Here is a 23,567-nt window from a genome sequence, read left to right as displayed (position 1 = left end):
CCTCGCATATGGTCTTCCAGGGCTCGAGCGCCGCGATCTCGCACACCGGCAAGGTGCGCTCCAACAACCAGGACTCGGGCTACGCCGGCTCGAACCTGTTCATCGTCGCCGACGGCATGGGCGGCCACGCCGGGGGCGACGTCGCCTCGAGCCTCGCGATCACGCGCCTGGAGCGGCTGGACCAGCCCTATGAGTCGACGGTCGCGGCCGAGAAGGCCCTCGGCGACGCGATCTCGGCCACCGCGGTAGAGCTCATCGACACCGTGCAGCTGCGGCCCGAGCTCGCGGGCATGGGCACGACGGTCAGCGCGATGATCATGGTCGACGACTACGCCGTCATCGCGCACATCGGCGACTCGCGCATCTACCTGTACCGCGACGGCGCGCTCACCCAGATCACCACCGACCACACCTTCGTGCAGCGGCTCGTCGACTCCGGCCGCATCACCCCCGAAGAGGCGCGCTACCACCCGCGCCGCTCGGTGCTGATGCGCGTGCTCGGCGACATGGACCCCGATCCCGAGATCGACACGTTCATCATGCCGACGCAGCCCGGCGACCGCTGGCTGCTGTGCTCCGACGGCCTGTCGGGTGTCGTGGACGAACCCCATATCGCCAAGACCCTCGGCCTCGGCCTCGCGCCGGGACGCACCGCGGACCACCTGCTCAAGCAGGCGCTCGACGGCGGCGCACCCGACAACGTCACGGTCGTCATCGTCGACGTCGGCGGTCAGCACCCGCTCTTCTCGGGCACGCCGACGATCGTCGGCTCCGCGTCGAACCCGGTCGGCATCGAAGTGCCCGCCGCGGCGCCGCGGCGGTCGAGCTGGCTGCATCCGAGCCGTCAGGCGGCGAACGAGCCGACCCACTTCGAGCCCGCTCCCGAGTTCCTCGAAGAGCTCATCGAGGAGGACCGGCGCCGTGCCCGGCGCCGGCGCGTGGGATGGATCACGGGCGTCGCTCTCGTGCTCCTGCTCCTCGGCGGCGCCGCCTGGCTCGGCTACCAGTGGACGCAGACGCGCTACTTCGTCGGCGCCGATGAGGACACGGTGGTGATCTACCAGGGCGTGCAGCAGAACATCGGCCCGATCTCGCTGTCCACGCCGTACGAAGACACCCAGATCCCGCTGGACGACCTGTCGGACTTCGCGCGCGCCACCGTCGTGGGAACAATCTCGGCGAGCTCCCTCTCAGACGCACGCCGTATCGTCGCCGACATCAGCGAACTGGCGGGAGGGAGTCGATGAGCGCGTCCACCAGCAGCCCGGCGACCGCCGCGGTCTCCGCCGACACCGCCGTCATCCGCGCGCTCCGTCGCATCCGGGTGCCGCAGACGCAGCGCAACCGCGAGCTCGGCCTGCTGATCTTCGCGTTCCTCATCAACGGCTCGGCGGTCGCCCTCGTGCAGCTCGGCGAGCTCGGCGCGATCGACTGGACCTTCCTGGTCTACTGCGGCGGGCTCACCGCGCTGGTCGTGGCCCTGCACATCGTGCTGCGACTGCGGGCGCGCGACGCCGACCCCTTCGTCGTCCCCATCGCCACGCTGCTGACCGGCGTCGGCCTCGCGATGATCTACCGGCTCGATCTGCACTGGGACCGCCACGGCTGGGACGCGTTCTCCACGCGGCAGCTCGCGTGGGCCGCCATCGCGCTGGTGGCCGCCATCGCCGTCGTGCTGGCTCTGCGGAACTATCGCGTGCTCTTCCGCTACACGTACATCTTCGGCTTCGTCGGCATCGTGCTGCTGATCCTGCCGATCATCCCCGGACTCAGCGGCGGCGGGAACGCCGATGTCTGGGTTGACCTGGGCTTCTTCACGTTCCAGCCGGGGGAGCTGGCGAAGATCGCCCTCGCGATCTTCTTCGCCGGCTACCTCGTGCGCACCCGTGAGAGCCTCACGTCCACGGGCACCCGGTTCCTCGGCATGAACTGGCCGCGCGCGAGAGAGCTGGGCCCGCTGCTGGTGATCTGGCTGGTCTCTCTCGGCATCATCGTCATGCAGCGCGACCTCGGAACCGGCGTGCTCATCTTCGGCATGTTCGTGGCGATGCTGTACGTCGCCACGGGCAAGACGAGCTGGGTGCTCATCGGTGTGGTGCTGGCGGTGTCGGGGGCCTTCCTCGCGTCGCGGATCCTGCCGTACGTCGGGGCGCGGTTCACGAACTGGCTCGACGCCTTCAACCCGGCGCTCATGGACAACTCCAGCTTCCAGCTCGTCAACGGCCTCTTCGGCATGGCCCACGGCGGGCTCATCGGCACCGGACTCGGGCAGGGCCGCCCCTACCTCACGCCGGTCGCCGAGAGCGACTACATCCTGCCGGCGCTGGGGGAGGAGCTCGGTCTGGTCGGCGTCTTCGCGATCCTGGCGCTTTACATGGTGTTCACGAGCCGCGGCATCCGCATCGGCCTGGCCGGCCAGGACGATTTCGGCAAGCTGCTCGCGACGGGGCTGTCGTTCACGATCGCGCTGCAGGTGTTCATCATGGTCGGCGGCGTGACGCGCATCATCCCGCTCACCGGTCTCACCACGCCGTTCCTCGCGGCGGGCGGCTCGTCGCTCGTGGCGAACTGGATCATCGTGGCGCTCCTGCTGCGGATCTCCGACGCGGTGCGCAGCCGGCCCCGGGTGGTGATCGGCTGACATGACGAAAGCCGTTCGGCACGGTCGCTTCGCGACCTGCTCAGGAACCGCCTCGCCGCGCGTCCGAGGGAGGTGCCGGTCGTGACGAAAGAGCTCAGGCGTCTCAGCATCCTGATGCTGATCATGTTCCTCGCGCTGTTCGGCTCGACCAGCTGGATCCAGGTGGTGCAGGCCGACGAGCTCGGCGCCAATCCCGCGAACCGGCGCGCGCTCTACGACTCGTACGAGGTGCAGCGCGGTTCGATCATCGCGAGCGGCTCGGCCATCGCGTCGTCGGTTCCGTCGGGAGACCTCTACAGCTGGCAGCGGGTCTACACGGATGCCGACATGTGGGCGCCCGTGACGGGGTACATCAATCCCGCCCTGGGCTCGGCCACCCAGATCGAGCAGGCGATGAACCAGCAGCTCAGCGGCACCGGCGGTTCGCAGTTCTTCTCGCGCATCGAGCGGATCTTCACAGGACAGCCTCCGCGCGGGTCGAACGTGGTCCTCTCGCTCGACGCGAACGTGCAGCGCGCCGCCTACGAGGCCCTCGGCGACCTGCAGGGCGCCGTGATGGCGATCGAGCCGGCGACCGGGCGCGTGCTCGCGATGGTCACGAGCCCGAGCTACGACACGAACATCCTCGCCTCCCACGCCACCGGTGAGGTCAACGCCGCGTACGACGCGCTCGTCGCCGACCCCGGCAAGCCGCTGTCGAACCGCGCGATCGCCGGCGACCTCAACCCGCCGGGCTCGACGTTCAAGCTCGTCGTCGCGTCGGCGGCGCTCGCCTCGGGCGACTACACCCCGGAGTCGACGCTGCCCAATCCCGCGACGTACCAGCTGCCGCAGTCCAGCAGCATCGTCCACAACGCCAGCGGCGGCGCGTGCGGCCCCGGCCCGACGGTCACCCTCGCCGATGCGCTCCGCCTGAGCTGCAACATCCCGTTCGCCGAACTCGCCGTCGAGCTCGGAGACACCGCCATCCGCAAGGAGGCCGAGAAGTACGGCTTCAACATGTCGCTGGAGATCCCTCTCGTCTCGACGCCGTCGGGCTACCCGCGCACGATCATGGACGACGCGCAGACTGCGCTGAGCGGCTTCGGCCAGGGCCAGGTGACGGCCACGCCGCTGCAGATGGCGATGGTCTCGGCCGGGATCGCGAACGGGGGCGTCGTGATGAATCCCCGTATGGTGGACCGCGTGATCGGACCCGACCTGTCTGTGCAGCAGACCTTCGACGACGTCGAGTTCGGCCGCGCCCTGGAACGGGGACTCGCCGACGAGCTCGCGGCGATGATGGTCGCCAATGTCAGTGACGGTGCGGCGTCGGGTGCAAGAATAGACGGGGTCGACGTGGCCGGTAAGACCGGCACCGCGGAGAACACCGGGGCCGAGCCGTACACGCTCTGGTTCACGGGGTTCGCTCCGGCCGACAACCCCGAAGTCGCCGTGGCAGTCGTCGTGGAGGACGGCGGCGGGCAGGGACAGTCGGGAAGCGGCAACACGATCGCCGCTCCCATCGCGAAGAAGGTCATGGAGGCGGTGCTGGGCAGATGAGACCGACGCAAGGCGTGACCTTCGGCGGCCGTTACGAACTCGATTCGCGTATTGCGATCGGCGGCATGGGTGAGGTCTGGGAAGCGACTGACCACGTCATCGGACGAACGGTCGCCATCAAGATCCTCAAAGACGAGTACATGGGCGATCCGGGGTTCCTGGAGCGCTTCCGCGCCGAGGCGCGCCACGCGGCTCTCGTGAATCACGAGGGCATCGCGAGCGTGTTCGACTACGGCGAGGAGAACGGCAGCGCGTTCCTGGTGATGGAGCTCGTTCCCGGCGAAGCGCTGTCGACGATCCTCGAGCGCGACGGGTCGCTGTCGACCGACAAGACGCTCGACATCGTTGCGCAGACCTCGGCCGCGCTGCAGGCCGCGCACGCGGCGGGCCTCGTCCACCGCGACATCAAGCCCGGCAACCTGCTCATCACGCCCGACGGCCGCGTGAAGATCACCGACTTCGGCATCGCGCGCATCGCCGATCAGGTGCCTCTCACCGCCACCGGCCAGGTGATGGGCACGGTGCAGTACCTGTCGCCCGAGCAGGCGTCCGGGCATCCGGCATCCCCCGCCACCGACATCTACTCGCTGGGGATCGTCGCGTACGAGAGCCTCGCCGGCAAGCGCCCGTTCACGGGCGAGTCGCAGGTCGCGATCGCGATGGCCCAGATCAACGAGCAGCCGCCCCCGCTTCCGGCAACGGTCGCAGCCCCGGTGCAGAACCTCGTCATGGCGATGATCGCCAAGAAGCCCGAGGAGCGGCCGGCCACCGCCGCCGCCGTCGCACGCGCCGCCACCGCGCTGCGCCGTGGCGATGTCGCCGCCGCTGCGGCCGCCGTGCCGGCGATCGCGGGCGGCGTCGGCGGCGACGACGCCACGCAGCTTCTGGCCGCAGGGGACACGGCTGCCGCCACGCGGGTCATGACGACCGCCGAGGAAGAGGGCGTCACCGAGGAAGAGGGCGAGAAGAAGAAGCGCAGCCCGTGGACCTGGCCGCTCATCGCGCTCATCGTGCTGCTTCTGCTCGTGCTCGGCGGCACCATCTGGGCCATCCTCGCCAACCAGGGCGATCCCGAGCCGGGACCGTCGACGCCGTCGGCGACCCGCTCGACCACCCCGAGCCCGACGCCGTCACCCACCGCGGAGCGGGTCGACGTGGGGGCGCTCGGCCTGGTCGGCATGACGTGCGACCAGGCGACCGCCGTGCTCGTGGAGAACGAGCTGGTCGCGGACTGCCAGACCGGCAACGCCGCGCCCACCGAAGGCGACCAGGGCGTCGTCTACGACGTCAACCCGATCGGTCGGGTCGAGCCCGGCACGACGATCACGCTGATCTCGTACGGCCCTCAGGTGCCCATGGACACGCCCGGTGCGCCCACCCTCGCTGCGGCCACCGTGACGCCCGGCGGCTCCGTCGGCGTGAACTGGCCGGGGTACTCCTGCCCGGCAGGGGAGGGCTCGCCCAGCTCGTACAACTTCACCACGAGCATCGGCACGTTCCCCAACGGCCAGTCGACGTCGGCGTTCGGCGGCTCGGAACGGTCCACGCAGATCACGATCCCCGCGAACGTCACCTCCGGCACCGTCATCGTGACGTACACCGTCACGTGCACGGGCGGCAGCTCGGGCGAGCGCACCTCGGGGACCTCCGGTGAGGCCAACGCCACGGTCCAGCCCGCCCCCAGCCCCGCGCCGAGCGAGGAAGCGGACGACGAGGGGTGATGTCGCAGCGGGTGGGCCGCGTCTCGCGCGTTCTGCGTGACGTGGCCCTCCCGTGGCATCGGTAGTCTGGCTGAAGTTCCACGCAGGGAGTGACCGTGACAGCTGAGCCGCGCGTGCTTTCGGGGCGCTATCGCGTCGACGACCGCATCGGTCGTGGTGGCATGGCCAGCGTCTATCGCGGTTACGACCTCACGCTCGGACGCGAGGTCGCCATCAAGATCCTCGATCGCGAGCTCGCCGACGACAACGCGTTCCGCACGCGGTTCCGTCTCGAGGCGCAGGCCGCCTCGCGCATGGCGCACCCGACCATCGTGCGGGTGTACGACGCAGGCGAGGACTCCTTCACCGCTGCCGACGGCACGCCGCGTCCGGTGCCGTACATCGTGATGGAGCTCGTCAAGGGCCGGCTCCTCAAGGACATCATCGCCGAGGGCCCGGTTCCCGTGACGGACACCGTGCGCTACGTCGACGGCATCCTCGAGGCCCTCGAGTACTCGCACCGCGCGGGTGTGGTGCACCGCGACATCAAGCCCGGCAACGTCATGGTGACCGACGCCGGGCAGGTCAAGGTGATGGACTTCGGCATCGCCCGCGCGGTGTCGGACAGCTCGTCCACGGTCGCCGAGACCACGCAGATCCTCGGCACGGCCGCGTACTTCTCACCCGAGCAGGCGAAGGGCGAGCCGGTCGACGCGCGCGCCGACGTGTACTCGACCGGTGTCGTGCTGTACGAGCTGCTGACGGGGCGGCAGCCGTTCCGCGGCGAGTCGCCGGTGGCCGTGGCGTACCAGCACGTCAGCGAGGCTCCGATGGCGCCGTCCGAGGTGAACGAGACGGTGCCCCGGGCGCTCGACACCGTCGCGCTGCGCGCACTCGCGAAAGACCCGTTCCAGCGCTATCAGGACGCCGCGGGCTTCCGCGAGGCGCTCGATGCGACCGTCGACGGCCGCCAGCCCTCGAAGCGGCAGGTGGGGGCGCTCACGAGCGAGCTCTACGGGCCCAATCCCCGCCACGCGGCAGAGACGGCGCGATCGCTGCGGCAGCTCAGCACCGACACCACCATGAAGCGCACGCAAGCCGGTCCGCCGGTCGCGTGGATCTGGGCCGGCGTCGCGCTGATCGCGGTCCTGCTGATCTCGCTGCTGTTCTGGGTGCTCACCATCCAGCCCGCCGAGCTGCCCGATGTCCGCGAGGTGCCGGATGTGACGGGCATGCCGTACGACCAGGCCAACGGCGTGCTCGCCGAGCACGATCTGCTCGCCATACGGATCGATGAGGAGAACCCCGACGTCGCCGCCGGGGACGTCATCCGCACCGATCCCGTCGCGGGGACGTCGGTGGAGGAGGAGCAGGAGGTCCGCGTCTACGTGTCGACGGGCCAGGAGATGTCGACCGTGCCCGCCCTGAAGGGATTGACGCAGGATGCCGCGACAGCGGCCCTCGCGGACGCGGGCCTCCAGCTCGGCACGATCACGCAGCGCAACGATCCCGACCTGTCCGCGGGAACGGTCATGGAGGTCGATCAGACCGAGGGGTCGACCGTGCCGGCGGGCACGACGGTGAACCTCGTGGTCGCCTCCGGCCGCGTGACGATCACCGACGTGCGGGGCTACACCGTCGAGGCGGCGACCCGTGAGCTCGAGAGCGCGAAGCTCACGGTGCTGACGCAGGAGGACGCGAACTGCGCCGCGTCGTCTCCGCCGACCGTGTCGACGCAGTCGCTCGCCCCCGGTGACGTGGCCGTGCACTCCGAGATCACGCTCACGTTCTGCTCGGGGTCCTGACCCTCGGTCCCCGATCCGCCGCGCCGGTCCCGCAGCGTCGTTGCGGTCCGCGGGCCGGTCGAAGCGTCAGCGGCGTGGGCTCAGCGTCGCGCCGCGGGTCGCGGCATCCGGGTACCCGACCGACGCGAGCCAGTTGCCGAGCAGCCGGTATCCGCCGTCGGTGAGCACGCTCTCGGGGTGGAACTGCACACCCTGGATCGGTGCGGTGCGGTGCGCGACCCCCATGATCACGCCGCCCGCCGTCCAGCTCGTCACGACGAGCTCGTCGGTCAGGGTCTCGGGCACGATCGCCAGCGAGTGGTAGCGGGTCGCGGTGAAGGGGTCGGGAAGACCGGCGTACAGCGGCGCCCCACGGTGATGCACTAGCGAGGTCATGCCGTGCATCAGCTCGGGGGCGTGATCGACGGTGGCGCCGAACGCCGCGCCGATCGCCTGATGACCGAGGCAGACACCGAGGAGCGGGATGCCGGAGGCCGCTGCCGCGCGGACCACGTCGATCGACGCTCCCGCGGCCTCCGGCGTGCCGGGGCCGGGCGAGACGAGCACTCCACGGCGCCCGGCCACGGCGGCGCCGGCGTCGTCGATCGCATCCGCCTCGATCAGGTCGGTGTCGGCCCCGAGCTCGCGGAGATAGCCGATGAGGGTGTGGACGAAGCTGTCGTGGTTGTCGACGACGAGGATCGGCACCGGGGGCGTACCCGCCACGTCACGCCGGCCGCAGGACGGCCCACACCGACGGCAGGCCCACCGTCACGTCCTGCGGGTTGACGAACTGGCTGACCCACGGGAAGGCGTAGAAGAACAGGCCGTACAGCGCCGCGGCGGCCAGCACGAGCAGGATCAGCACCCGCACCCACCACGGGCCGGGGAGGACTCGCCACAGCGCCGCGTACATCAGCTCACCGCCTGGAGAGAGGGCGGCAGCTCGCCGCCCGCGGTGCGAGGGGTGAACGACTCGAACACGCCGTACGCGACGATCCGCTCCGCGAGGGAGAACATCGGGCTGCAGCTGGTCATCGTGATGTAGGGGGTCCCTGCGGGGACATCCATCGCCTGGGGCACGGGCAGCAGCACCTCGACCTCGCTGGGGGTGACGTACTCGAGCGTGCGGAACCGGTATGTGTACCAGCCGCCCGGAGTCTCCACGACGATCGCGTCGCCGACGTGGAGGTCGGCGATGCGGTTGAACGGAGCGCCGTAGGTCGTACGGTGCGCCGCGACGGCGAAGTTGCCCGGCTGTCCGGGCATGGCCGTGCCGGGGTAGTGTCCGATCTTCTTCTTGTCGAGCGTGCCCGACCGCGTGACCCCACCGGCCATCGTGAAGGCGTAGTCGTCGCCGAGGCGCGGAATCCGCATGATCGCGAAGTCCTCGGTGTCGGCGGGCTCGGGCAGCAGGATCGGCTCGGCGGTGACCGGCACCGGCTCGCCGCCGTCGCCGGTCGCGGTGGGAAGCGGTGCCGGCTCGTACTCCTGCGCCCACTGCTGCGACAGCGATTCGCTCTCGGCCTTCGCCTCGGCGCCGTAGATGAGATCACCCAGCCACAGCTGCCACACGACGTACAGCAGCACGATCACACCGGCGGTGACGAGCAGCTCGCCGATCACGCCGATGACGGACGTGCGCCTGCGCGGGCGAGCACGTGCATCCCCCCGCAGCGCCCCAGTCCCCACGGGTACGGCCGCTTCATCCACAGGTGGATTCTCGCACAGCACGGCTGAGGCCCGGCTGGCAGTTAGACTCTTGTTCATGGCACGACCCGGCAAAGACGACGACTCGCTCGTCGAGCGCGCAGAAGGCGAGGCCGCACCCAACCCGGTGTGGTTCAAGCCGATCATGATCGGACTGATGCTCATCGGTCTGGTCTGGATCCTCGTCTTCTATCTGAGCGGCATGCAGTATCCGATCCCGGGTATCGACGCCTGGAACCTCGTCATCGGCTTCGGCATCGCCTTCCTCGGGTTCCTGATGACGACGCGCTGGCGATAGCGACTTTCTGGAACACGCCCCGGTCTGAGACGACCGGGGCTTTTCCGTTCCCTGATGCCTCGGCGCACGGCATCCGGGAGTTGTTAACAACTCTGTTAACAGGTGTGAATTACACAGGTGTGATTCTCCCCACCTGTGGATGAGCCTGTGGATAACTCCCGCGGTGCTATCTGATCACGGCGGTCGGGAAGACCACGGGCACGAACAGCAGGGCCACGAGCACGGCCGCCACCGCGACCAGAAGTGCGATCTGGAGGCCGCGTTGCCGCGCCGCGCGCGTGCGCGTGAAGATGAAGCCCACCAGCAGGCCGACGACCAGGCCGCCGACGTGCGCCTGCCACGAGACGTTGAAGCCCGGGATGAATCCGATGACGAGGTTGATGCCCAGCACGATCGCGATACCGGCGATGTTGGCCCCCAGGTGCCGGCCGATCACGAGGAGCGCGCCGAACAGGCCGAAGATGGCCCCGGATGCCCCGACCACCGGCGTCCCGAACGACAGCAGGGTGACGGCCACCGAGCCGCCGAGCGTGCTCAGGAGGTAGAGCGTCACGAAGCGCCACCGGCCGAGAAGCGGTTCGAGGCTGCGGCCGATCAGGAACAGCGCCAGCATGTTCAGGCCGATGTGCCAGAAGCTCGAGTGGACGAGCGAGACGGTGAACAGCCGCCACGGCTCGACCAGCCCGCCGAACTGCGGGAAGAAGCTCGGGTAGAGCGTGGGCGCCCAGAACAGCAGCGCGCTCTGGATCGCGTCGCCGATCCCGGGGATGAGCGTCAGCAGGTATACGAACGCCGTGATCCCGATGATCACGTACGTGACGATGGGGCGCGTGTCGCGCACCGCGACCGCCTGAGGGCGTGACCACCGACGCTCGGCTCTGCGCTGCGCAGGCGACTGCGCCTTCTGCTGATCACGCAGGCACTCCGGGCAGATCACGCCGACCGCGGCCTGAGTCTGGCATTCGGGGCAGATCGTGCGCAGGCACCGCTGGCACAGCACGAAGCTCTGTCGATCAGGATGCCGGTAGCAGAAGTTCTCGCTGTTGCGGCGGAAGTCGTCGGTGGTCACGCGAGGCTGTTCGGGAGACGCGGCGGCTCAGACCGCGACGACGTCGATCGACTCGATGACGACGGGCTCGACCGGGCGGTCGCCCGCAGCCGTCGGCACCTCGCTGATCGTGTCGACGACCGACTTCGACGCGTCATCGGCGACCTCGCCGAAGATCGTGTGCTTGCCCTGCAGCCACTCCGGCCCACGGCCTCCCTGGCCGGGCACCGTGATGAAGAACTGCGAGCCGTTCGTTCCCTCGGGCTGGCCGGTGATCGCGTTGCGGCGAAGACCGGCGTTCGCCATCGCGAGCTTGTACGGCTCGGTGAAGGTCAGTTCGCCGTTGATCTCGTCGTTGAAGTTGTAGCCGGGACCGCCCACGCCCTGACCGAGCGGGTCGCCGCCCTGGATCATGAAGCCGGAGATGATGCGGTGGAAGATGACGTCCTTGTAGAGGGGTCCTTCGCCGGGCTTGCCGGTCGCGGGATCGGTCCAGGCCTGCGTGCCATCCGAGAGGCCGATGAAGTTCTGGACGGTGCGCGGCGCGTGGTCGCCGAACAGGTTGACGACGATGTCGCCATGGTTGGTGTGGATCGTTGCGACTGCGGTGTGAAGCGGCATTGTGACATTGTCTCAGAGTTCCCTGCAACCCCTGCCGTCTCGGCACCGGTCTGGCAAGATGGGGAGACCGACATCCCACGACAGGGAGGGCATCGTGAGCCTCAGCCGCAAGCGCAAGAAGGAACTTCAGAAGCTGCAGAAGCAGGCCAACAGCCTGTGGGAATCCCAGCAGGTGCTGGTGGGCGAAGCCGCGACGGTCGCACGCGAAGCCGGCCGCCAGCTCGGGCACTACAACCGCGAGCACGTCAAGCCGCAGGTGCAGGCGGGTTATGAGAAGTACGCCGCTCCGTATGTGGAGAAGGGCAAGCACGTGGTCAGCCACACCGTCATCCCCGCAGCAGGAGCCGTCGTCGGCTCGGCCATGTCGGTGTGGGACGCCGCGAACGAGCAGCGCTCCCGCCTCGCGTCGGGCCGCGGTCTCGAGCTGCCCGACTCGAAGAAGTACGCCAAGAAGTCCGACAAGTACGCACGGCAGGCGAGCGGGTTCCTCTCGGCGAAGCTCGACCGGGCGGTCCCGCAGAAGAAGGGCATCGGCGCCGGCGGCGTCATCGCGATCATCCTCGGCGTCGCCGCGGCCGTCGGCGTGCTGTACGCCGCCTGGCAGACGCTGCGAGCCGACGACGAGCTCTGGGTCGCCGACGACCCGCTGCGCGCGCCGGACGCGTAACCGCTGTCGTTGAGCGAGCGGAGCGAGACGAAGGGTCTCGAGGGCACCGATCGAGTTCGCGCGGCGGCGTCCGCGCGCGGTCTCGAGATCGAGATCAGGGAGCGGCCCGCCGCGAGGAGCCTCCCGGAGGCGGCCGAGATCCTCGGCATCCCTCCGTCGGGCATCGTCAAGACGCTCGTCGTCAAACGGAGCGACGACACCTATCTGTTCGCGCTGATCCCGGGCGACCGCGCGATCTCGTGGCCCAAGCTGCGCGCGGTCGTCGGCGTCAACAAGCTGCAGCTGCCCGACCCTGACCTCGCCTTCGCTGCGACCGGGTACGAGCGCGGCACGATCGTGCCGCTGGGCAGCGCGAACGACTGGCCGATCTACGCCGACAGCGGCATCGTCGGCCGCCGCATCGCCATGGGTGCGGGCGCGCACGGGTACAGCCTGTTCGTCGAGGCCGACGACCTGATCGCCACGTACGGCGCAACGGTCGCCGACATCTCGCAGCCGCTCGAGTAGCGGCATCCGTTCCCGTCGCGGTGACCGTCGCTCAGCCGAGTCCCGCCATCTCGAGCGCGATGTCGACGAGCTTCACCCGCTGCAGCGCGGGAACCTCGGAGAGCGGGAACCACTCGGCACGGTCGGTCGAGCCGTCGGTCTCGTTGCGCAGACGCCCGCCGACCACGCGGGCACGGTACACGATGCGCAGTGTGTGCAGCGGCTCGGTGACGCCGGGCGTGAGGCGTCGTCCGGGCGGGATGACGCGCGAATGGATGCCGAGAAGCTGCTCGATCGCGACCTTGTAGCCGGTCTCCTCGCGCACCTCGCGGCGGGCGGCGCGCTCGGGCTCTTCGCCCGGTTCGAGACCGCCGCCCGGCATCGTCCAGGCGCCGCGGCGACCTTCGTTCCAGTGCGCCAGGAGCAGGCGGTCCTCGTCATCGATGATGACGGCGTAGGCCGCGACGCGCAGGTCCATGCTTCACCCTACCCGGGGTGTGGCGACCGGATTGTGGAGCCTAGGAGATTCGAACTCCTGACATCCTGCTTGCAAAGCAGGCGCTCTACCAACTGAGCTAAGGCCCCGGGGCTTACGGTGGGGCTACCAGGACTTGAACCTGGGACCTCTTCATTATCAGTGAAGCGCTCTAACCGCCTGAGCTATAGCCCCGTTTCGTGCGGCGCTTGCGCCCCGCAACCTCCAAGACTTTACCCGACGATCGCCGATTTCACGAATCGGAGACCGTCGGCGCAGTCAGTTGGAGGTGAACCCGACGAGCAGGCCGCCGGTCACCTTCACGGCGAGGTTGTAGATGCCGGCGATCACCGCTCCGAGCACGGTGACGACGACGAGATTCAGGAGCGCGACGACCGCCGAGAACGCCAGCACCTGCGGGAAGCTGACGAACTGCGAGAGCAGGATGCTGCCGTCCGAGAAGCTCGAGAAGAACTCGTCGGCCTTGGCGATGAGGCCCGTGGTCTGCACCACGAGGAACACCATGACGAATGCGACGACCGTGACGATCGCGATCGCGATCGCGGCGAGGAACGACAGCTTCACAGCCGACCAGAAGTCGATGTACACCAGGCGCAGGCGCACCTGCTTGGCGCTGGTCTTGTGGCTGGATTTCTTCGCGAGCTTGTCGGCTACCGTGCTCATGCGTCAGTGCTCTCTTCCGGGGTCTCAGGCGAGGCGTCCGTCCCGAGGGGGGCTTCGGGCGACGGACCTTCGTCAGCGGCCTCGGCAGCTGCATCCTCGGGGTCTTCGGCCAGGCCCCGCTCACCGTTTCGGGCGATCGCGATGATGCGATCGTCGCCGCCGGCGCGGGCGAATACGACACCCATGGTGTCTCGTCCCTTGGCAGGTACCTCGGCCACGGCAGAGCGTACCACCTTGCCGCTGGCAAGAACCACCAAGACCTCGTCGTCCTCCGAGACGATGAGACCGCCCGCCAGATCGCCCCGATCCTCGTTGAGCTTGGCCACTTTGATGCCCAGCCCGCCGCGGTTCTGGACCCGGTACTGGTCCACCGCGGTGCGCTTCGCGTAGCCGCCTTCGGTGACCACGAACACGTACTCGTCGTCCTTCGCGACGGATGCCGACAGCAGGCTGTCGCCGGCGCGGAAGTCCATGCCCTTCACGCCGGACGTCGACCGGCCCATCGGCCGCAGTGCGGCATCGGTCGCCGAGAAGCGCAGCGACATGCCGTGACGGCTGATGAGCAGGATGTCGTCGCCCTCGTCGACCAGCAGCGCGCTGACGACCTCGTCGTCGGACTCGACGGACCCGTCGTCGGACTCGTCCGCGCCGTTGCCGCGGAGCTTGATCGCGATGATCCCGCCCTGACGGTTCGTGTCGTACTCGGTCAGGCGCGTCTTCTTGACCAGGCCGCCGCGGGTCGCGAGCACGAGATAGGTCGCCACCGTGTAGTCGCGGATGTCGAGGATCTGTGCGATCTCCTCACCGGGCTGCAGCGCCAGCAGGTTGGCGACGTGCTGACCCTTCGCGTCGCGGCCCGCCTCCGGCACCTCGTACGCCTTCGACCGGTACACGCGGCCCTTGGTGGTGAAGAACAGCAGCCAGTGGTGGGTGGTCGTGACGAAGAAGTGCTCCACGACGTCGTCGGCGCGCAGCTGCGCACCCTTGACGCCCTTGCCGCCACGGTGCTGCGAACGGTAGTTGTCGATGCGCGTGCGCTTGATGTACCCGTCGCGCGTGACCGAGACCACCATCTCCTCTTCGGGGATGAGGTCCTCGATCGACATGTCGCCGTCGAAGCCGTGCAGGATGTGGGTGCGGCGGTCGTCGCCGAACTTGTCGACGATGGCGGTGAGCTCGTCGCGGACGATCGCGCGCTGACGGCTCGGCGTGGCCAGGATGTCGTTGAGGTCGGCGATCTTCGCCTCGAGGTCGGTCGCCTCGTCGACGATCTTCTGGCGCTCGAGTGCGGCCAGGCGACGCAGCTGCATCTGCAGGATCGCGTCGGCCTGGATGTCGTCGATGTCGAGGAGCGACTTCAGTCCTTCGCGCGCATCGTCGACGGTCGGCGAACGGCGGATCAGCGCGATGACCTCGTCGAGCGCATCGAGCGCCTTGAGGTACCCGCGCAGGATGTGCATGCGCTTCTCCGCCTCGCGGAGGCGGTACGCGGTGCGCCGGACGATGACGTCGATCTGGTGGTCGACCCACAGCGAGATGAACCCGTCGAGGGGAAGCGTGCGCGGCACGCCGTCGACGATCGCGAGCATGTTCGCGCCGAAGTTCTCCTGCAGCTGTGTGTGCTTGTACAGGTTGTTCAGCACGACCTTGGCGACGGCATCCCGCTTCATCACGACCACGAGACGCTGGCCGGTGCGGTCGCTCGTCTCGTCGCGGATGTCGGCGATGCCGGTGATCTTGCCCTCACGGGCCAGGTCGCCGATCTTCACGGCCAGGTTGTCGGGGTTGACCTGGTATGGCAGCTCGGTGATCACCAGACACGTGCGGCCCTGGATCTCTTCGATCGACACGACGGCGCGCATCGTGATCGATCCGCGGCCCGTGCGGTAGGCCTCGCGGATGCCCTTGGTGCCCAGGATCTGCGCGCCGGTCGGGAAGTCCGGTCCCGGGATGCGCTCGAGCAGCGCCTCGAGCAGTTCCTCGCGCGGGGCTTCGGGGTTGTCGAGCGCCCACAGCGCGCCGGAGGCGACCTCGCGCAGGTTGTGCGGCGGGATGTTGGTCGCCATGCCGACCGCGATGCCGACCGACCCGTTGACGAGCAGGTTCGGGAAGCGCGCCGGCAGGACCGTCGGCTCCTGCGTCTGACCGTCGTAGTTCTCGGTGAAGTCGACGGTCTCTTCTTCGATGTCGCGCACCATCTCGAGCGCGAGCTGAGCCATCTTCGTCTCGGTGTACCGCGGGGCCGCGGCGCCCATGTTGCCGGGGGAACCGAAGTTGCCCTGACCCTGTGCGAGCGGGTATCGCATCGACCACGGCTGGACGAGCCGCACCAGCGCGTCATAGATCGGGGCGTCACCGTGCGGGTGGTACTGACCCATCACCTCGCCCACGACGCGCGCGCACTTGGAGAACGACTTGTCGGGACGGAAGCCGCCGTCGTACATGCCGTAGATGACACGGCGGTGCACGGGCTTCAGCCCGTCGCGCACGTCGGGGAGCGCGCGACCCACGATGACGGCCATCGCATAGTCGAGGTAGCTGCGCTGCATCTCCAGCTGCAGGTCGACCTGGTCGATGCGGCCGTGATCGTGTCCGGCGTTCACGTCGGGGCGCTCTTCGTCTGCCATATCTCGTCTTTCGTCTTCTGCGTTTCGTCTCGTCGCTTCGCTCCTCGCTCAAACGAACGAGGATGTGCCGGTCGTTGAGCGAGCGAAACGCCCACGACCATGTATTCAGATGTCGAGGAAGCGGACGTCCTTGGCGTTGCGCTGGATGAACGTGCGGCGGGACTCGACGTCCTCGCCCATGAGCACCGAGAAGATCTCGTCGGCCGCGGCCGCGTCGTCGATCGTCACCTGACGGAGCGTGCGGGTGCTGTGGTCCATCGTGGTCTCCCACAGCTCTTTGGCGTTCATCTCGCCCAGACCCTTGTAGCGCTGCACGCCGGAGTCCTTCGGCAGCCGCTTGCCGTTGGCCAGGCCGTGCTCGAGCAGCGCGTCGCGCTCCTTGTCGGAGTACACGTACTCGTGCGCCGAGTTCGACCACTTCAAGCGATACAGCGGCGGCATCGCGAGGTAGACGAAGCCGGCCTCGATGAGCCCGCGCATGTAGCGGAACAGCATCGTCAGCAGCAGCGTGGTGATGTGCTGACCGTCGACGTCGGCATCCGCCATCAGCACGATCTTGTGGTAGCGCGCCTTGTCGATGTCGAAGTCCTCGCCGATGCCCGTGCCGAAGGCCTGGATCATCGCCTGGACTTCCTTGTTCGACAGGGCCTTGTCGAGGCGCGCACGCTCGACGTTGAGGATCTTGCCTCGCAGGGCGAGGATCGCCTGCGTGTGCGGGTCGCGCCCCTGCACCGCCGAGCCGCCGGCCGAGTCGCCCTCCACGAGGAAGATCTCGCTGATCGACGGGTCCTTGCTCGTGCAGTCCTTGAGCTTGTCGGGCATCGCGGCCGACTCGAAGACGCTCTTGCGTCGTGCGGTCTCACGCGCCTTGCGGGCAGCCATGCGGGCGCTGGCCGCGTCGATCGCCTTGCGGATGACGTTCTTCGCCTGCACCGGGTTGCGGTCGAACCAGTCGCCGAGCTGATCGCCGACGACCTTCTGCACGAAGGCCTTCGCCTCGGTGTTGCCGAGCTTGGTCTTGGTCTGCCCCTCGAACTGCGGCTCGGACAGCTTCACCGAGATCACCGCGGTCAGACCCTCACGGATGTCTTCGCCGGTGAGGTTGTCGTCCTTCTCCTTGAGCATGTTCTGCGCACGGGCGTACCGGTTCACGAGCGTGGTCAGCGCCGCGCGGAAGCCCTCTTCGTGGGTGCCGCCCTCGTGCGTGTTGATCGTGTTCGCGAACGTGAAGACGTTCTCGGTGTAGCTCGTGGTCCACTGCATCGCCAGCTCCATGGCGATCTTGCGACCCGTGTCCTCCGACTCGACCTCGATGATCTCGTCGTTGACGACATCCGCGTGGCGCACCTTGTTGAGGTGCTCGACGTAGTCCACGAGGCCGCGCTCGTACAGGAAGCTGTCGTGACGCGGCTGCGGTTCGTCGACGCCGTCGCCCGGATGGTCGTCGGGAACGAGCGCGTTCGCACGCTCGTCGCGCAGGCTGATGCGCAGGCCCTTGTTGAGGAAGGCCATCTGCTGGAACCGGGTGCGCAGCGTGTCGTAGTCGAACTCGACGGCGTCGAAGATCGTGGGGTCGGGCCAGAACGTGATGATCGTCCCGGTCTGGTCGCTCTTCTCCTCCTTGGCGAGGGGGGCCTGCGGCTGGCCGCCGTCGCGGTACGACTGCCGCCACACGTGACCCTCGCGCCTGACCTCGACCTCGAGGCGGCTCGACAGTGCGTTCACCACCGACGAGCCCACGCCGTGCAGGCCGCCCGAGACCGCGTATCCGCCGCCGCCGAACTTGCCGCCGGCGTGCAGCACGGTGAGCACCACCTCCACGGTGGACTTGCCCTCGGTCCGGTGCATGCCGACGGGGATGCCGCGGCCGTTGTCGACGACGCGCACGCCGCCGTCGGAGAGGATCGTCACCTCGATGAGGTCGCAGTAGCCGGCGAGAGCCTCGTCGACGGAGTTGTCGACGATCTCGTAGACCAGGTGGTGCAGACCGCGCTCGCCCGTCGACCCGATGTACATGCCGGGCCGCTTGCGGACGGCTGTCAGGCCCTCCAGCACCTGGATGTCGTCTGCCCCGTACTCGCTCGGAGTCTTCTCGGGAGTGGCGGGTTCCTCGGGAACGATATCGGGGGTGTCGGACGTCATCTTCGCGAGGGCTCCAGATCCTTCTGAGGGTGCCTCGACAGTCTATCGGGTTACGACGGGATCCCGAGGCTATACGCCATTCTGACGCTGTGAAACCTCGTTCGAGGGTTCCAGACGTACCTCAGCCGTAGGTATCGCGCGGGCCACGCCCTGCAACCGTTCTGGGACCCCATTTCCAGGAGGGGACGTCCGGCCCGATGAAACGTACCGCCGTGACCCCCGCGTCGGGGAAGCGGCGGATGATCTCCGAGAGGATGTGCGCGCGCATCAGCTGAAGCTGCTTCGCCCACGCCGTGGAGTCGGCCTGGACCGTGAGCGTGCCCTCCGAATAGGCGACCGGGCGCGTGTGCCGGGCGGTGTCGTCGCCGGCGACCTCCGACCACGCGAGCACGACATCCTCGCGTGCGAGCTCCTTGTCCCACCCCGACTCGCGGGTCAGGTCGGCCAGCACATCCCCGACCCCGCGCGGATCCCGGCCGGGTGCGAACGGCACGTTGTCGTCGTCGGCGTCGCGGCGGCGGCGCTTGCGGTACGACCGGGCCGAGGGCTCGAGTCCACGCAGGCGCAGATACGTCGCGATCGTCTCGGGAACCCGGTCGGCACCGGTTCCGGAGTTCGCCGAAGGGTCAGGCATCCGTCGCCTCCAGGATGCGACCCGCCTCGACGCGCACCGTTCGCGCACGCAGCTCGTGCGGGACGTCGCCCTCGACAGCCGCCGTGACCACGACCTGCTCGTAGCCGCCCGCGAGCCCGGCCAGACGCGCGCGACGGTCGGTGTCGAGCTCGGCGAAGACGTCGTCGAGGATGAGCACCGGGTCGCCGAGGCGTGAATCCGCGCGCAGCAGCTCGGCCGACGCCAGCCGCAGCGAGAGCGCGACCGACCATGACTCGCCGTGCGAGGCGTAGCCCTTCACCGGCAGACCGCGGATCCGCAGCAGCAGGTCGTCGCGATGCGGCCCCACCAGCGTGAGGCCCCGTTCGAGTTCGGCGGAACGGCGAGCGGCGAGCGCCTCGCGGAATCGGTCCGCGATGCCGGCGGGATCGAGAGGACCCGCGCCCGCTGCCGAGCTCGCGGACCCGGCCGCCGGTTCGGCATCGGCATCGGCGCCCCGCTCCGCACCCGCGTCACCGTCCTCGCCGCCCGCGATCGACAGGGCCCATTCGATCCGCGGATCGTGATCGGCACCGGCGATCGCCGTGTACGCGGAGGCCAGCGGTGCGGCGAGATCGGCCGCGAGCGCCAGGCGCGCCTGGATCAACTCGGTGCCGAGGGCGATGAGCTTGTCGTCCCACACGTCGAGGGTCGACAGCGCGTCACCGCGAAGGCCCCGGGCCTTCGCGGATTTGAGCAGAGTCGTGCGCTGCTTCAGCACCCGGTCGTAGTCGCCGATCACGCCGGCAAGGCGCGGAGCACGCTGCACGAGCAGCTGATCGGCGAACCGACGCCGCGCGGACGGATCCCCGCGCACGATCTGCAGATCCTCGGGCGCGAACAGCACCACCTGGGCGTACCGCGGCAGCTCGGCCGGCTTCACCGCGGCGCCGTTGACCCTGGCCTTGTTCGAACCCTGGCGGTTGATCTGCACCTCGAGCTGCACACGACGCTCGCCGTGCGCCAGCCGGGCGCGCACGATCGCGGCATCCGCACCATCGCGCACCATCGGGGCATCGTTCGACACGCGATGCGAGCCGAGCGTCGCGAAGAACCCGATCGCCTCGGCGAGATTCGTCTTGCCCTGACCGTTGCGGCCGACGAACACGTTCGGACCGGGGAAGAGCGCGACATCGGCGACCGCATAGTTGCGGAAGTCGACGAGACTCAGCTGCTCCACGATCACTGCGTCAGCCTAATTCGAGTGTGCGACGTTTCGCCTGGCTCGACGACCGGTCGTTGAGCGAGCGGAGCGAGACGAAACGCAGAGACGAAACGCAGAACCGAGACCGACCTACCGCAGCAGGAGATTGGGCTGCAGCAGGTAGCGGAACGAGTCCTGGCCGGCCTTGTCGACCGAGGTCTGCGGAGTGATCAGCACCGGGCTGAGCTTGTTGGCGTTCTCACTCGAGGTGAACGTGATCCGCACGAACTCGCTGCGCACCGCGCCGAGCGACTCCAGCAGGTACTGGGGGTTGAGGCCCAGCGTGACATCGTCTCCGACGAGGTTGGCGTCGACGGACTCGGTCGCGCGCGCCTGCTCGGTGCCCGAGGCATCCATCGACACGGCATCGGTCGAGAAGGTGAAGCGCAGCGGCGCCGACCGGTCGAGCACCAGCGACACCCGTCGCACCGCCTCGGCGAGATCCGCCGTGTTGACCACGGCGTGATGCTCGGTCTGCGCGGGGAACAGCCGGCGCACCGGCGGGAAGTTGCCCTTGATCAGCAGCGAGGTGACCGTCTTGTTGCCCGCGGTGAACGCGATGATCTCGCGATCACCCGAACCCGAGAACGCGATCGAGATGTCGCCGCCGTGCGCGAAAGTCTTGCCGACCTCGGTGAGGGTGCGGGAAGGGACAAGGGCTGTCGTCGGCTCGTCGGACGCGGTGCCGCCGCCATCCCACGGGATCTCGCGCAGCGCCACACGGTACCGGTCCGTCGCGACGAGGCTCAGGTTCGTGCCCGACACCTCGAGCTGCACGCCCGTCAGCACCGGGGTGACATCGTCGCGCGATGCGGCGAACGCGACCTGCGCGATCGCGGTCGCGAAGTCCTCGGCCGGGACGAGTCCCGAGTCGCCGGTGACCTCGGGGATCGCCGGGTACTCCTGCACCGGCATCGACGCCAGCGTGAATCGGGCCGAGCCGCACGTGAGAAGGATCCCGCCGTCCTCATCGACCTCGACCTGGATCGGCGCGTTCGGCAACCGGCTGGCGATGTCGGAGAGGAGCCGGCCGTGCACCAGGATCGTGCCCGGGTCGTCGACCGTGGCCTCGATCGTCGTGCGTGCGGACGCCTCGTAGTCGAAGGCCGCGAGCGAGAGTCCTTCGGCGGATGCCTCGATCAGCACGCCCGCGAGGATCGGCTGAGGGTTTCGCTGCGGCAGGAGCTTGACGACGAACGATACGGCTTCGCTGAACACATCGCGATTGACGTGGAACTTCACGAACGCTCCCTTTGCGGCGGACCCGCAGGCTGCGGGCTCGGGGTTCTCATGCTAGTGCCCGCCCCGAAGAATGCCAGTCCTGCTCGGGCAGAGGCCCGGCCCACCGGCCCTCCACCGCACAAGGTGATCGAACGGGTTCTCATGAAGGATCTCTTTGTCATGGTGTTAACGGCTGTGGAAACTGTGGACAACTCTCGCGATCCCAGTCGCCGCACCGAAACCACACGCGTGTGAGTTGTGGAGCGGCTGCGGAATCACATCGGGATGAGGGATGCCGCGGCCTGCGGCATCCCTCATCCATCCACAGGCCTCGACACGTCGCCCACAGCGGTTTCCGCAGGCTTCGGGAGTTATCCACAGGTTTTCCACACTGGGGAGAACCCGAATAATGGCCCTGGTCCCGGCGCGTGTCAAGAACTTCTTGCGGCATATGCCGCACGCCGGCGTCAGCGGCCGTTGCGGCCGAGCTGAGCCGTGATCTCGGAGACCTGGTTGTAGATCGAGCGGCGTTCCTTCATGAGGTCGCTGATCTTCTTATAGGCGTACATCACCGTGGTGTGGTCGCGGTTGCCGAACAGCTGGCCGATCTTCGGCAGCGACAGGCTGGTGCGCTCCCGGCACAAGTACATCGCGATCTGGCGGGCCGTCGCGACGGACTGCGATCGGCTGGAGCCGTAGAGGTCGTCGACCGTCAGCTTGAAGTAGGCCGCGGTCGCCGTGATGATGTCGGTCGGCGAGATGACGTTGGCATCGTCCTGGTCGACGATGTCGCGCAGGACGGTCTGGGCGAGCGACATGTCGAGGGTCGAGCGGTTGAGGCTGGCGAACGCCGACACCCGGATGAGGGCGCCCTCGAGCTCGCGGATGTTGCTCGAGACCACCGTCGCGATGTACTCGAGCACCTCGTCGGGGATGTGCAGTCGCTCGGACTGCGCCTTCTTGCGCAGGATCGCGATGCGGGTCTCGAGGTCGGGCGCCTGCACGTCGGTGATGAGGCCCCACTCGAACCGGCTGCGCATGCGGTCCTCGAAGCCCGTCAGGTGCTTCGGCGGCACATCGCTGGTGATCACGACCTGCTTGTCGTGGTCGTGCAGCTGGTTGAACGTGTGGAAGAACGCCTCCTGCGTCTCGGCGCGACCCTGCAGGAACTGGATGTCGTCGATGAGGAGGATGTCGACATCCCGGTACCGCGCCTGGAATGCCGAGCCGCGGTTGTTGGCGATCGAGTTGATGAAGTCGTTCGTGAACTCCTCGCTCGACACGTATCGCACCTTGATGCCGGCGTACAGGCTGATCGCGTAGTCGCCGATCGCGTGGAGCAGATGCGTCTTGCCCAGACCGGAGTCGCCGTAGATGAACAGCGGGTTGTACGCCTTCGCGGGCGCCTCGGCCACCGCCACCGCCGCGGCATGCGCGAAGCGGTTCGACTGCCCGATGACGAAGTTGTCGAACGTGTACTTCGGGTTCAGACGGGTGTCGCTGCGAGAGACGGATGCCGGCTCCACCGGCTCCTCGAGCGGCGTGCGTCCGACGGGCGGCGAGACAGGAGCACCCGACGACGGGAGCGAACCCTGCTGGATCGGAATCGGCACGGTCAGATGCGCGCCGGCCAGATCGGGGTTCACCACGACGCGGAACGACGACGCCGCGTTGTGGGAATCCTGCTCGACGCGCGACAGCGCCTCCATGATGGGCGCCCTCATGCGCTTGGTGAACTGCGCGGCCGTGAGATCGTTCGGCACGTCGAGGTAGAGCGTGCCGCCCATCACGCCCTGCGGAACTGCGAGGCTGATGAAGCCGTGGAGCTGAGGCGTGATGCGGTCGTCCCTCACGAGTTCTTCCAGCACGGCCGACCAGACCGGAACATCTGGAACTTCGTGCGGTGACATGGCCCCCCCGGGTTGTTGATGATTCCACCGGATGCCGCGGAAACGCCATGCCGAGCCTGTGGATAACTGCCGGAGCCACGCTAGTCAGCGGGCGTCGTGTGAGCAAACTCCACTGTAGATCCCGCCCGCGTGTCGGTGCCAGGCTCGGATCCGCG

At 68.4% G+C, this 23,567-nt stretch carries 21 protein-coding genes and 2 tRNA genes; 8 read left to right on the top strand and 15 right to left on the bottom strand.

Annotated elements, in window-relative coordinates:
• The first annotated feature begins 8 nt into the window (after positions 1-8).
• The 5 genes from IM778_RS00115 (at position 9) to pknB (ending at position 7,688) form a co-directional block, all read left to right on the top strand.
• Positions 9-1,247 carry a PP2C family protein-serine/threonine phosphatase gene (locus IM778_RS00115; RefSeq protein WP_194410096.1) on the top strand — a complete coding sequence of 413 codons (1,239 nt, stop codon included), beginning with the start codon at positions 9-11 and terminating at the stop codon, positions 1,245-1,247.
• Positions 1,244-2,641 (top strand): FtsW/RodA/SpoVE family cell cycle protein, encoded by a 1,398-nt coding sequence (locus IM778_RS00110; protein WP_194410095.1) that lies wholly within the window; start codon positions 1,244-1,246, stop codon positions 2,639-2,641. The genes IM778_RS00115 and IM778_RS00110 overlap by 4 nt, the downstream gene beginning before the upstream one ends.
• A gap of 81 nt (positions 2,642-2,722) precedes the next feature.
• A complete protein-coding gene (locus IM778_RS00105) occupies positions 2,723-4,183 on the top strand; it encodes a peptidoglycan D,D-transpeptidase FtsI family protein (protein ID WP_194410094.1) in 1,461 nt (486 codons plus the stop codon).
• Positions 4,180-5,904, top strand: coding sequence for a serine/threonine-protein kinase (locus IM778_RS00100; protein ID WP_194410093.1), 1,725 nt, complete (start codon positions 4,180-4,182; stop codon positions 5,902-5,904). Before IM778_RS00105 ends, IM778_RS00100 begins: the two co-directional genes overlap by 4 nt.
• 95 nt (positions 5,905-5,999) lie before the next feature.
• Positions 6,000-7,688, top strand: a complete 1,689-nt coding sequence (pknB, locus tag IM778_RS00095; RefSeq protein ID WP_194410092.1) for a Stk1 family PASTA domain-containing Ser/Thr kinase — start codon at positions 6,000-6,002, stop codon at positions 7,686-7,688.
• Positions 7,689-7,754: 66 nt separating this feature from the next.
• Here the strand turns inward: pknB and IM778_RS00090 are convergent, their stop codons facing one another.
• From IM778_RS00090 to IM778_RS00080, 3 genes are read right to left on the bottom strand one after another with little or no spacing between them, the layout of a single operon-like run.
• Positions 7,755-8,393 (bottom strand): glutamine amidotransferase-related protein, encoded by a 639-nt coding sequence (locus IM778_RS00090; protein ID WP_194410091.1) that lies wholly within the window; start codon positions 8,391-8,393, stop codon positions 7,755-7,757.
• Between the two features lies 1 nt (position 8,394).
• On the bottom strand, positions 8,395-8,583 hold the full coding sequence (locus IM778_RS00085; protein ID WP_194410090.1) for a hypothetical protein: 189 nt from the start codon (positions 8,581-8,583) through the stop codon (positions 8,395-8,397).
• On the bottom strand, positions 8,583-9,380 hold the full coding sequence (locus IM778_RS00080) for a class E sortase (RefSeq protein ID WP_228484653.1): 798 nt from the start codon (positions 9,378-9,380) through the stop codon (positions 8,583-8,585). The genes IM778_RS00085 and IM778_RS00080 overlap by 1 nt, the downstream gene beginning before the upstream one ends.
• Positions 9,381-9,435: 55 nt before the next feature.
• Here IM778_RS00080 and IM778_RS00075 point away from each other — a divergent pair, with 55 nt between their 5' ends.
• Positions 9,436-9,675, top strand: coding sequence for a cell division protein CrgA (locus tag IM778_RS00075; protein WP_127818422.1), 240 nt, complete (start codon positions 9,436-9,438; stop codon positions 9,673-9,675).
• Between the two features lie 166 nt (positions 9,676-9,841).
• Here the strand turns inward: IM778_RS00075 and IM778_RS00070 are convergent, their stop codons facing one another.
• On the bottom strand, positions 9,842-10,744 hold the full coding sequence (locus tag IM778_RS00070) for a rhomboid family intramembrane serine protease (protein WP_194410088.1): 903 nt from the start codon (positions 10,742-10,744) through the stop codon (positions 9,842-9,844).
• 27 nt (positions 10,745-10,771) lie between these two features.
• Positions 10,772-11,344: a peptidylprolyl isomerase gene (locus IM778_RS00065; protein WP_194410087.1), complete on the bottom strand. Its 573-nt coding sequence runs from the start codon at positions 11,342-11,344 to the stop codon at positions 10,772-10,774.
• A 94-nt stretch (positions 11,345-11,438) separates the two neighbouring features.
• On the opposite strand from IM778_RS00065, the gene IM778_RS00060 reads away from it, so the two are divergent.
• Both IM778_RS00060 and IM778_RS00055 read left to right on the top strand, forming a co-directional pair.
• A complete protein-coding gene (locus tag IM778_RS00060) occupies positions 11,439-12,011 on the top strand; it encodes a DNA helicase (protein WP_194410086.1) in 573 nt (190 codons plus the stop codon).
• Between the two features lie 87 nt (positions 12,012-12,098).
• On the top strand, positions 12,099-12,518 hold the full coding sequence (locus IM778_RS00055) for an aminoacyl-tRNA deacylase (RefSeq protein WP_420488860.1): 420 nt from the start codon (positions 12,099-12,101) through the stop codon (positions 12,516-12,518).
• Positions 12,519-12,549: 31 nt separating this feature from the next.
• Here the strand turns inward: IM778_RS00055 and IM778_RS00050 are convergent, their stop codons facing one another.
• The 10 genes from IM778_RS00050 to dnaA all read right to left on the bottom strand — a co-directional run bounded on the left by IM778_RS00050 (position 12,550) and on the right by dnaA (position 23,412).
• A complete protein-coding gene (locus IM778_RS00050; RefSeq protein WP_194410084.1) occupies positions 12,550-12,975 on the bottom strand; it encodes an NUDIX hydrolase in 426 nt (141 codons plus the stop codon).
• 34 nt (positions 12,976-13,009) lie between these two features.
• Positions 13,010-13,082, bottom strand: a tRNA-Ala gene (locus IM778_RS00045).
• 11 nt (positions 13,083-13,093) lie between these two features.
• Positions 13,094-13,167 (bottom strand) — tRNA-Ile (locus IM778_RS00040).
• 84 nt (positions 13,168-13,251) lie between these two features.
• Entirely contained in the window at positions 13,252-13,656 is a 405-nt protein-coding gene (locus IM778_RS00035) for a DUF3566 domain-containing protein (protein ID WP_194410083.1), read from the bottom strand.
• Positions 13,653-16,283, bottom strand: coding sequence for a DNA gyrase subunit A (gene gyrA, locus IM778_RS00030; RefSeq protein ID WP_194410082.1), 2,631 nt, complete (start codon positions 16,281-16,283; stop codon positions 13,653-13,655). Before gyrA ends, IM778_RS00035 begins: the two co-directional genes overlap by 4 nt.
• A 105-nt stretch (positions 16,284-16,388) precedes the next feature.
• A complete protein-coding gene (gene gyrB / locus IM778_RS00025; RefSeq protein ID WP_194410081.1) occupies positions 16,389-18,425 on the bottom strand; it encodes a DNA topoisomerase (ATP-hydrolyzing) subunit B in 2,037 nt (678 codons plus the stop codon).
• A gap of 121 nt (positions 18,426-18,546) precedes the next feature.
• Positions 18,547-19,059, bottom strand: coding sequence for a DciA family protein (locus IM778_RS00020; RefSeq protein WP_194410080.1), 513 nt, complete (start codon positions 19,057-19,059; stop codon positions 18,547-18,549).
• Positions 19,052-20,263, bottom strand: a complete 1,212-nt coding sequence (gene recF, locus IM778_RS00015) for a DNA replication/repair protein RecF (RefSeq protein ID WP_194410079.1) — start codon at positions 20,261-20,263, stop codon at positions 19,052-19,054. Before recF ends, IM778_RS00020 begins: the two co-directional genes overlap by 8 nt.
• 108 nt (positions 20,264-20,371) lie before the next feature.
• Positions 20,372-21,523 (bottom strand): DNA polymerase III subunit beta, encoded by a 1,152-nt coding sequence (gene dnaN, locus IM778_RS00010; protein WP_194410078.1) that lies wholly within the window; start codon positions 21,521-21,523, stop codon positions 20,372-20,374.
• Positions 21,524-21,969: 446 nt separating this feature from the next.
• Entirely contained in the window at positions 21,970-23,412 is a 1,443-nt protein-coding gene (gene dnaA / locus IM778_RS00005) for a chromosomal replication initiator protein DnaA (protein ID WP_194410077.1), read from the bottom strand.
• Positions 23,413-23,567 lie beyond the last annotated feature (155 nt).

The organism is Microbacterium cremeum, assembly GCF_015277855.1.
GTDB lineage: Bacteria > Actinomycetota > Actinomycetes > Actinomycetales > Microbacteriaceae > Microbacterium > Microbacterium cremeum.
Note: the sequence above shows the minus strand (reverse complement) of the source record. Positions and strands in the feature narration are given on the sequence as shown.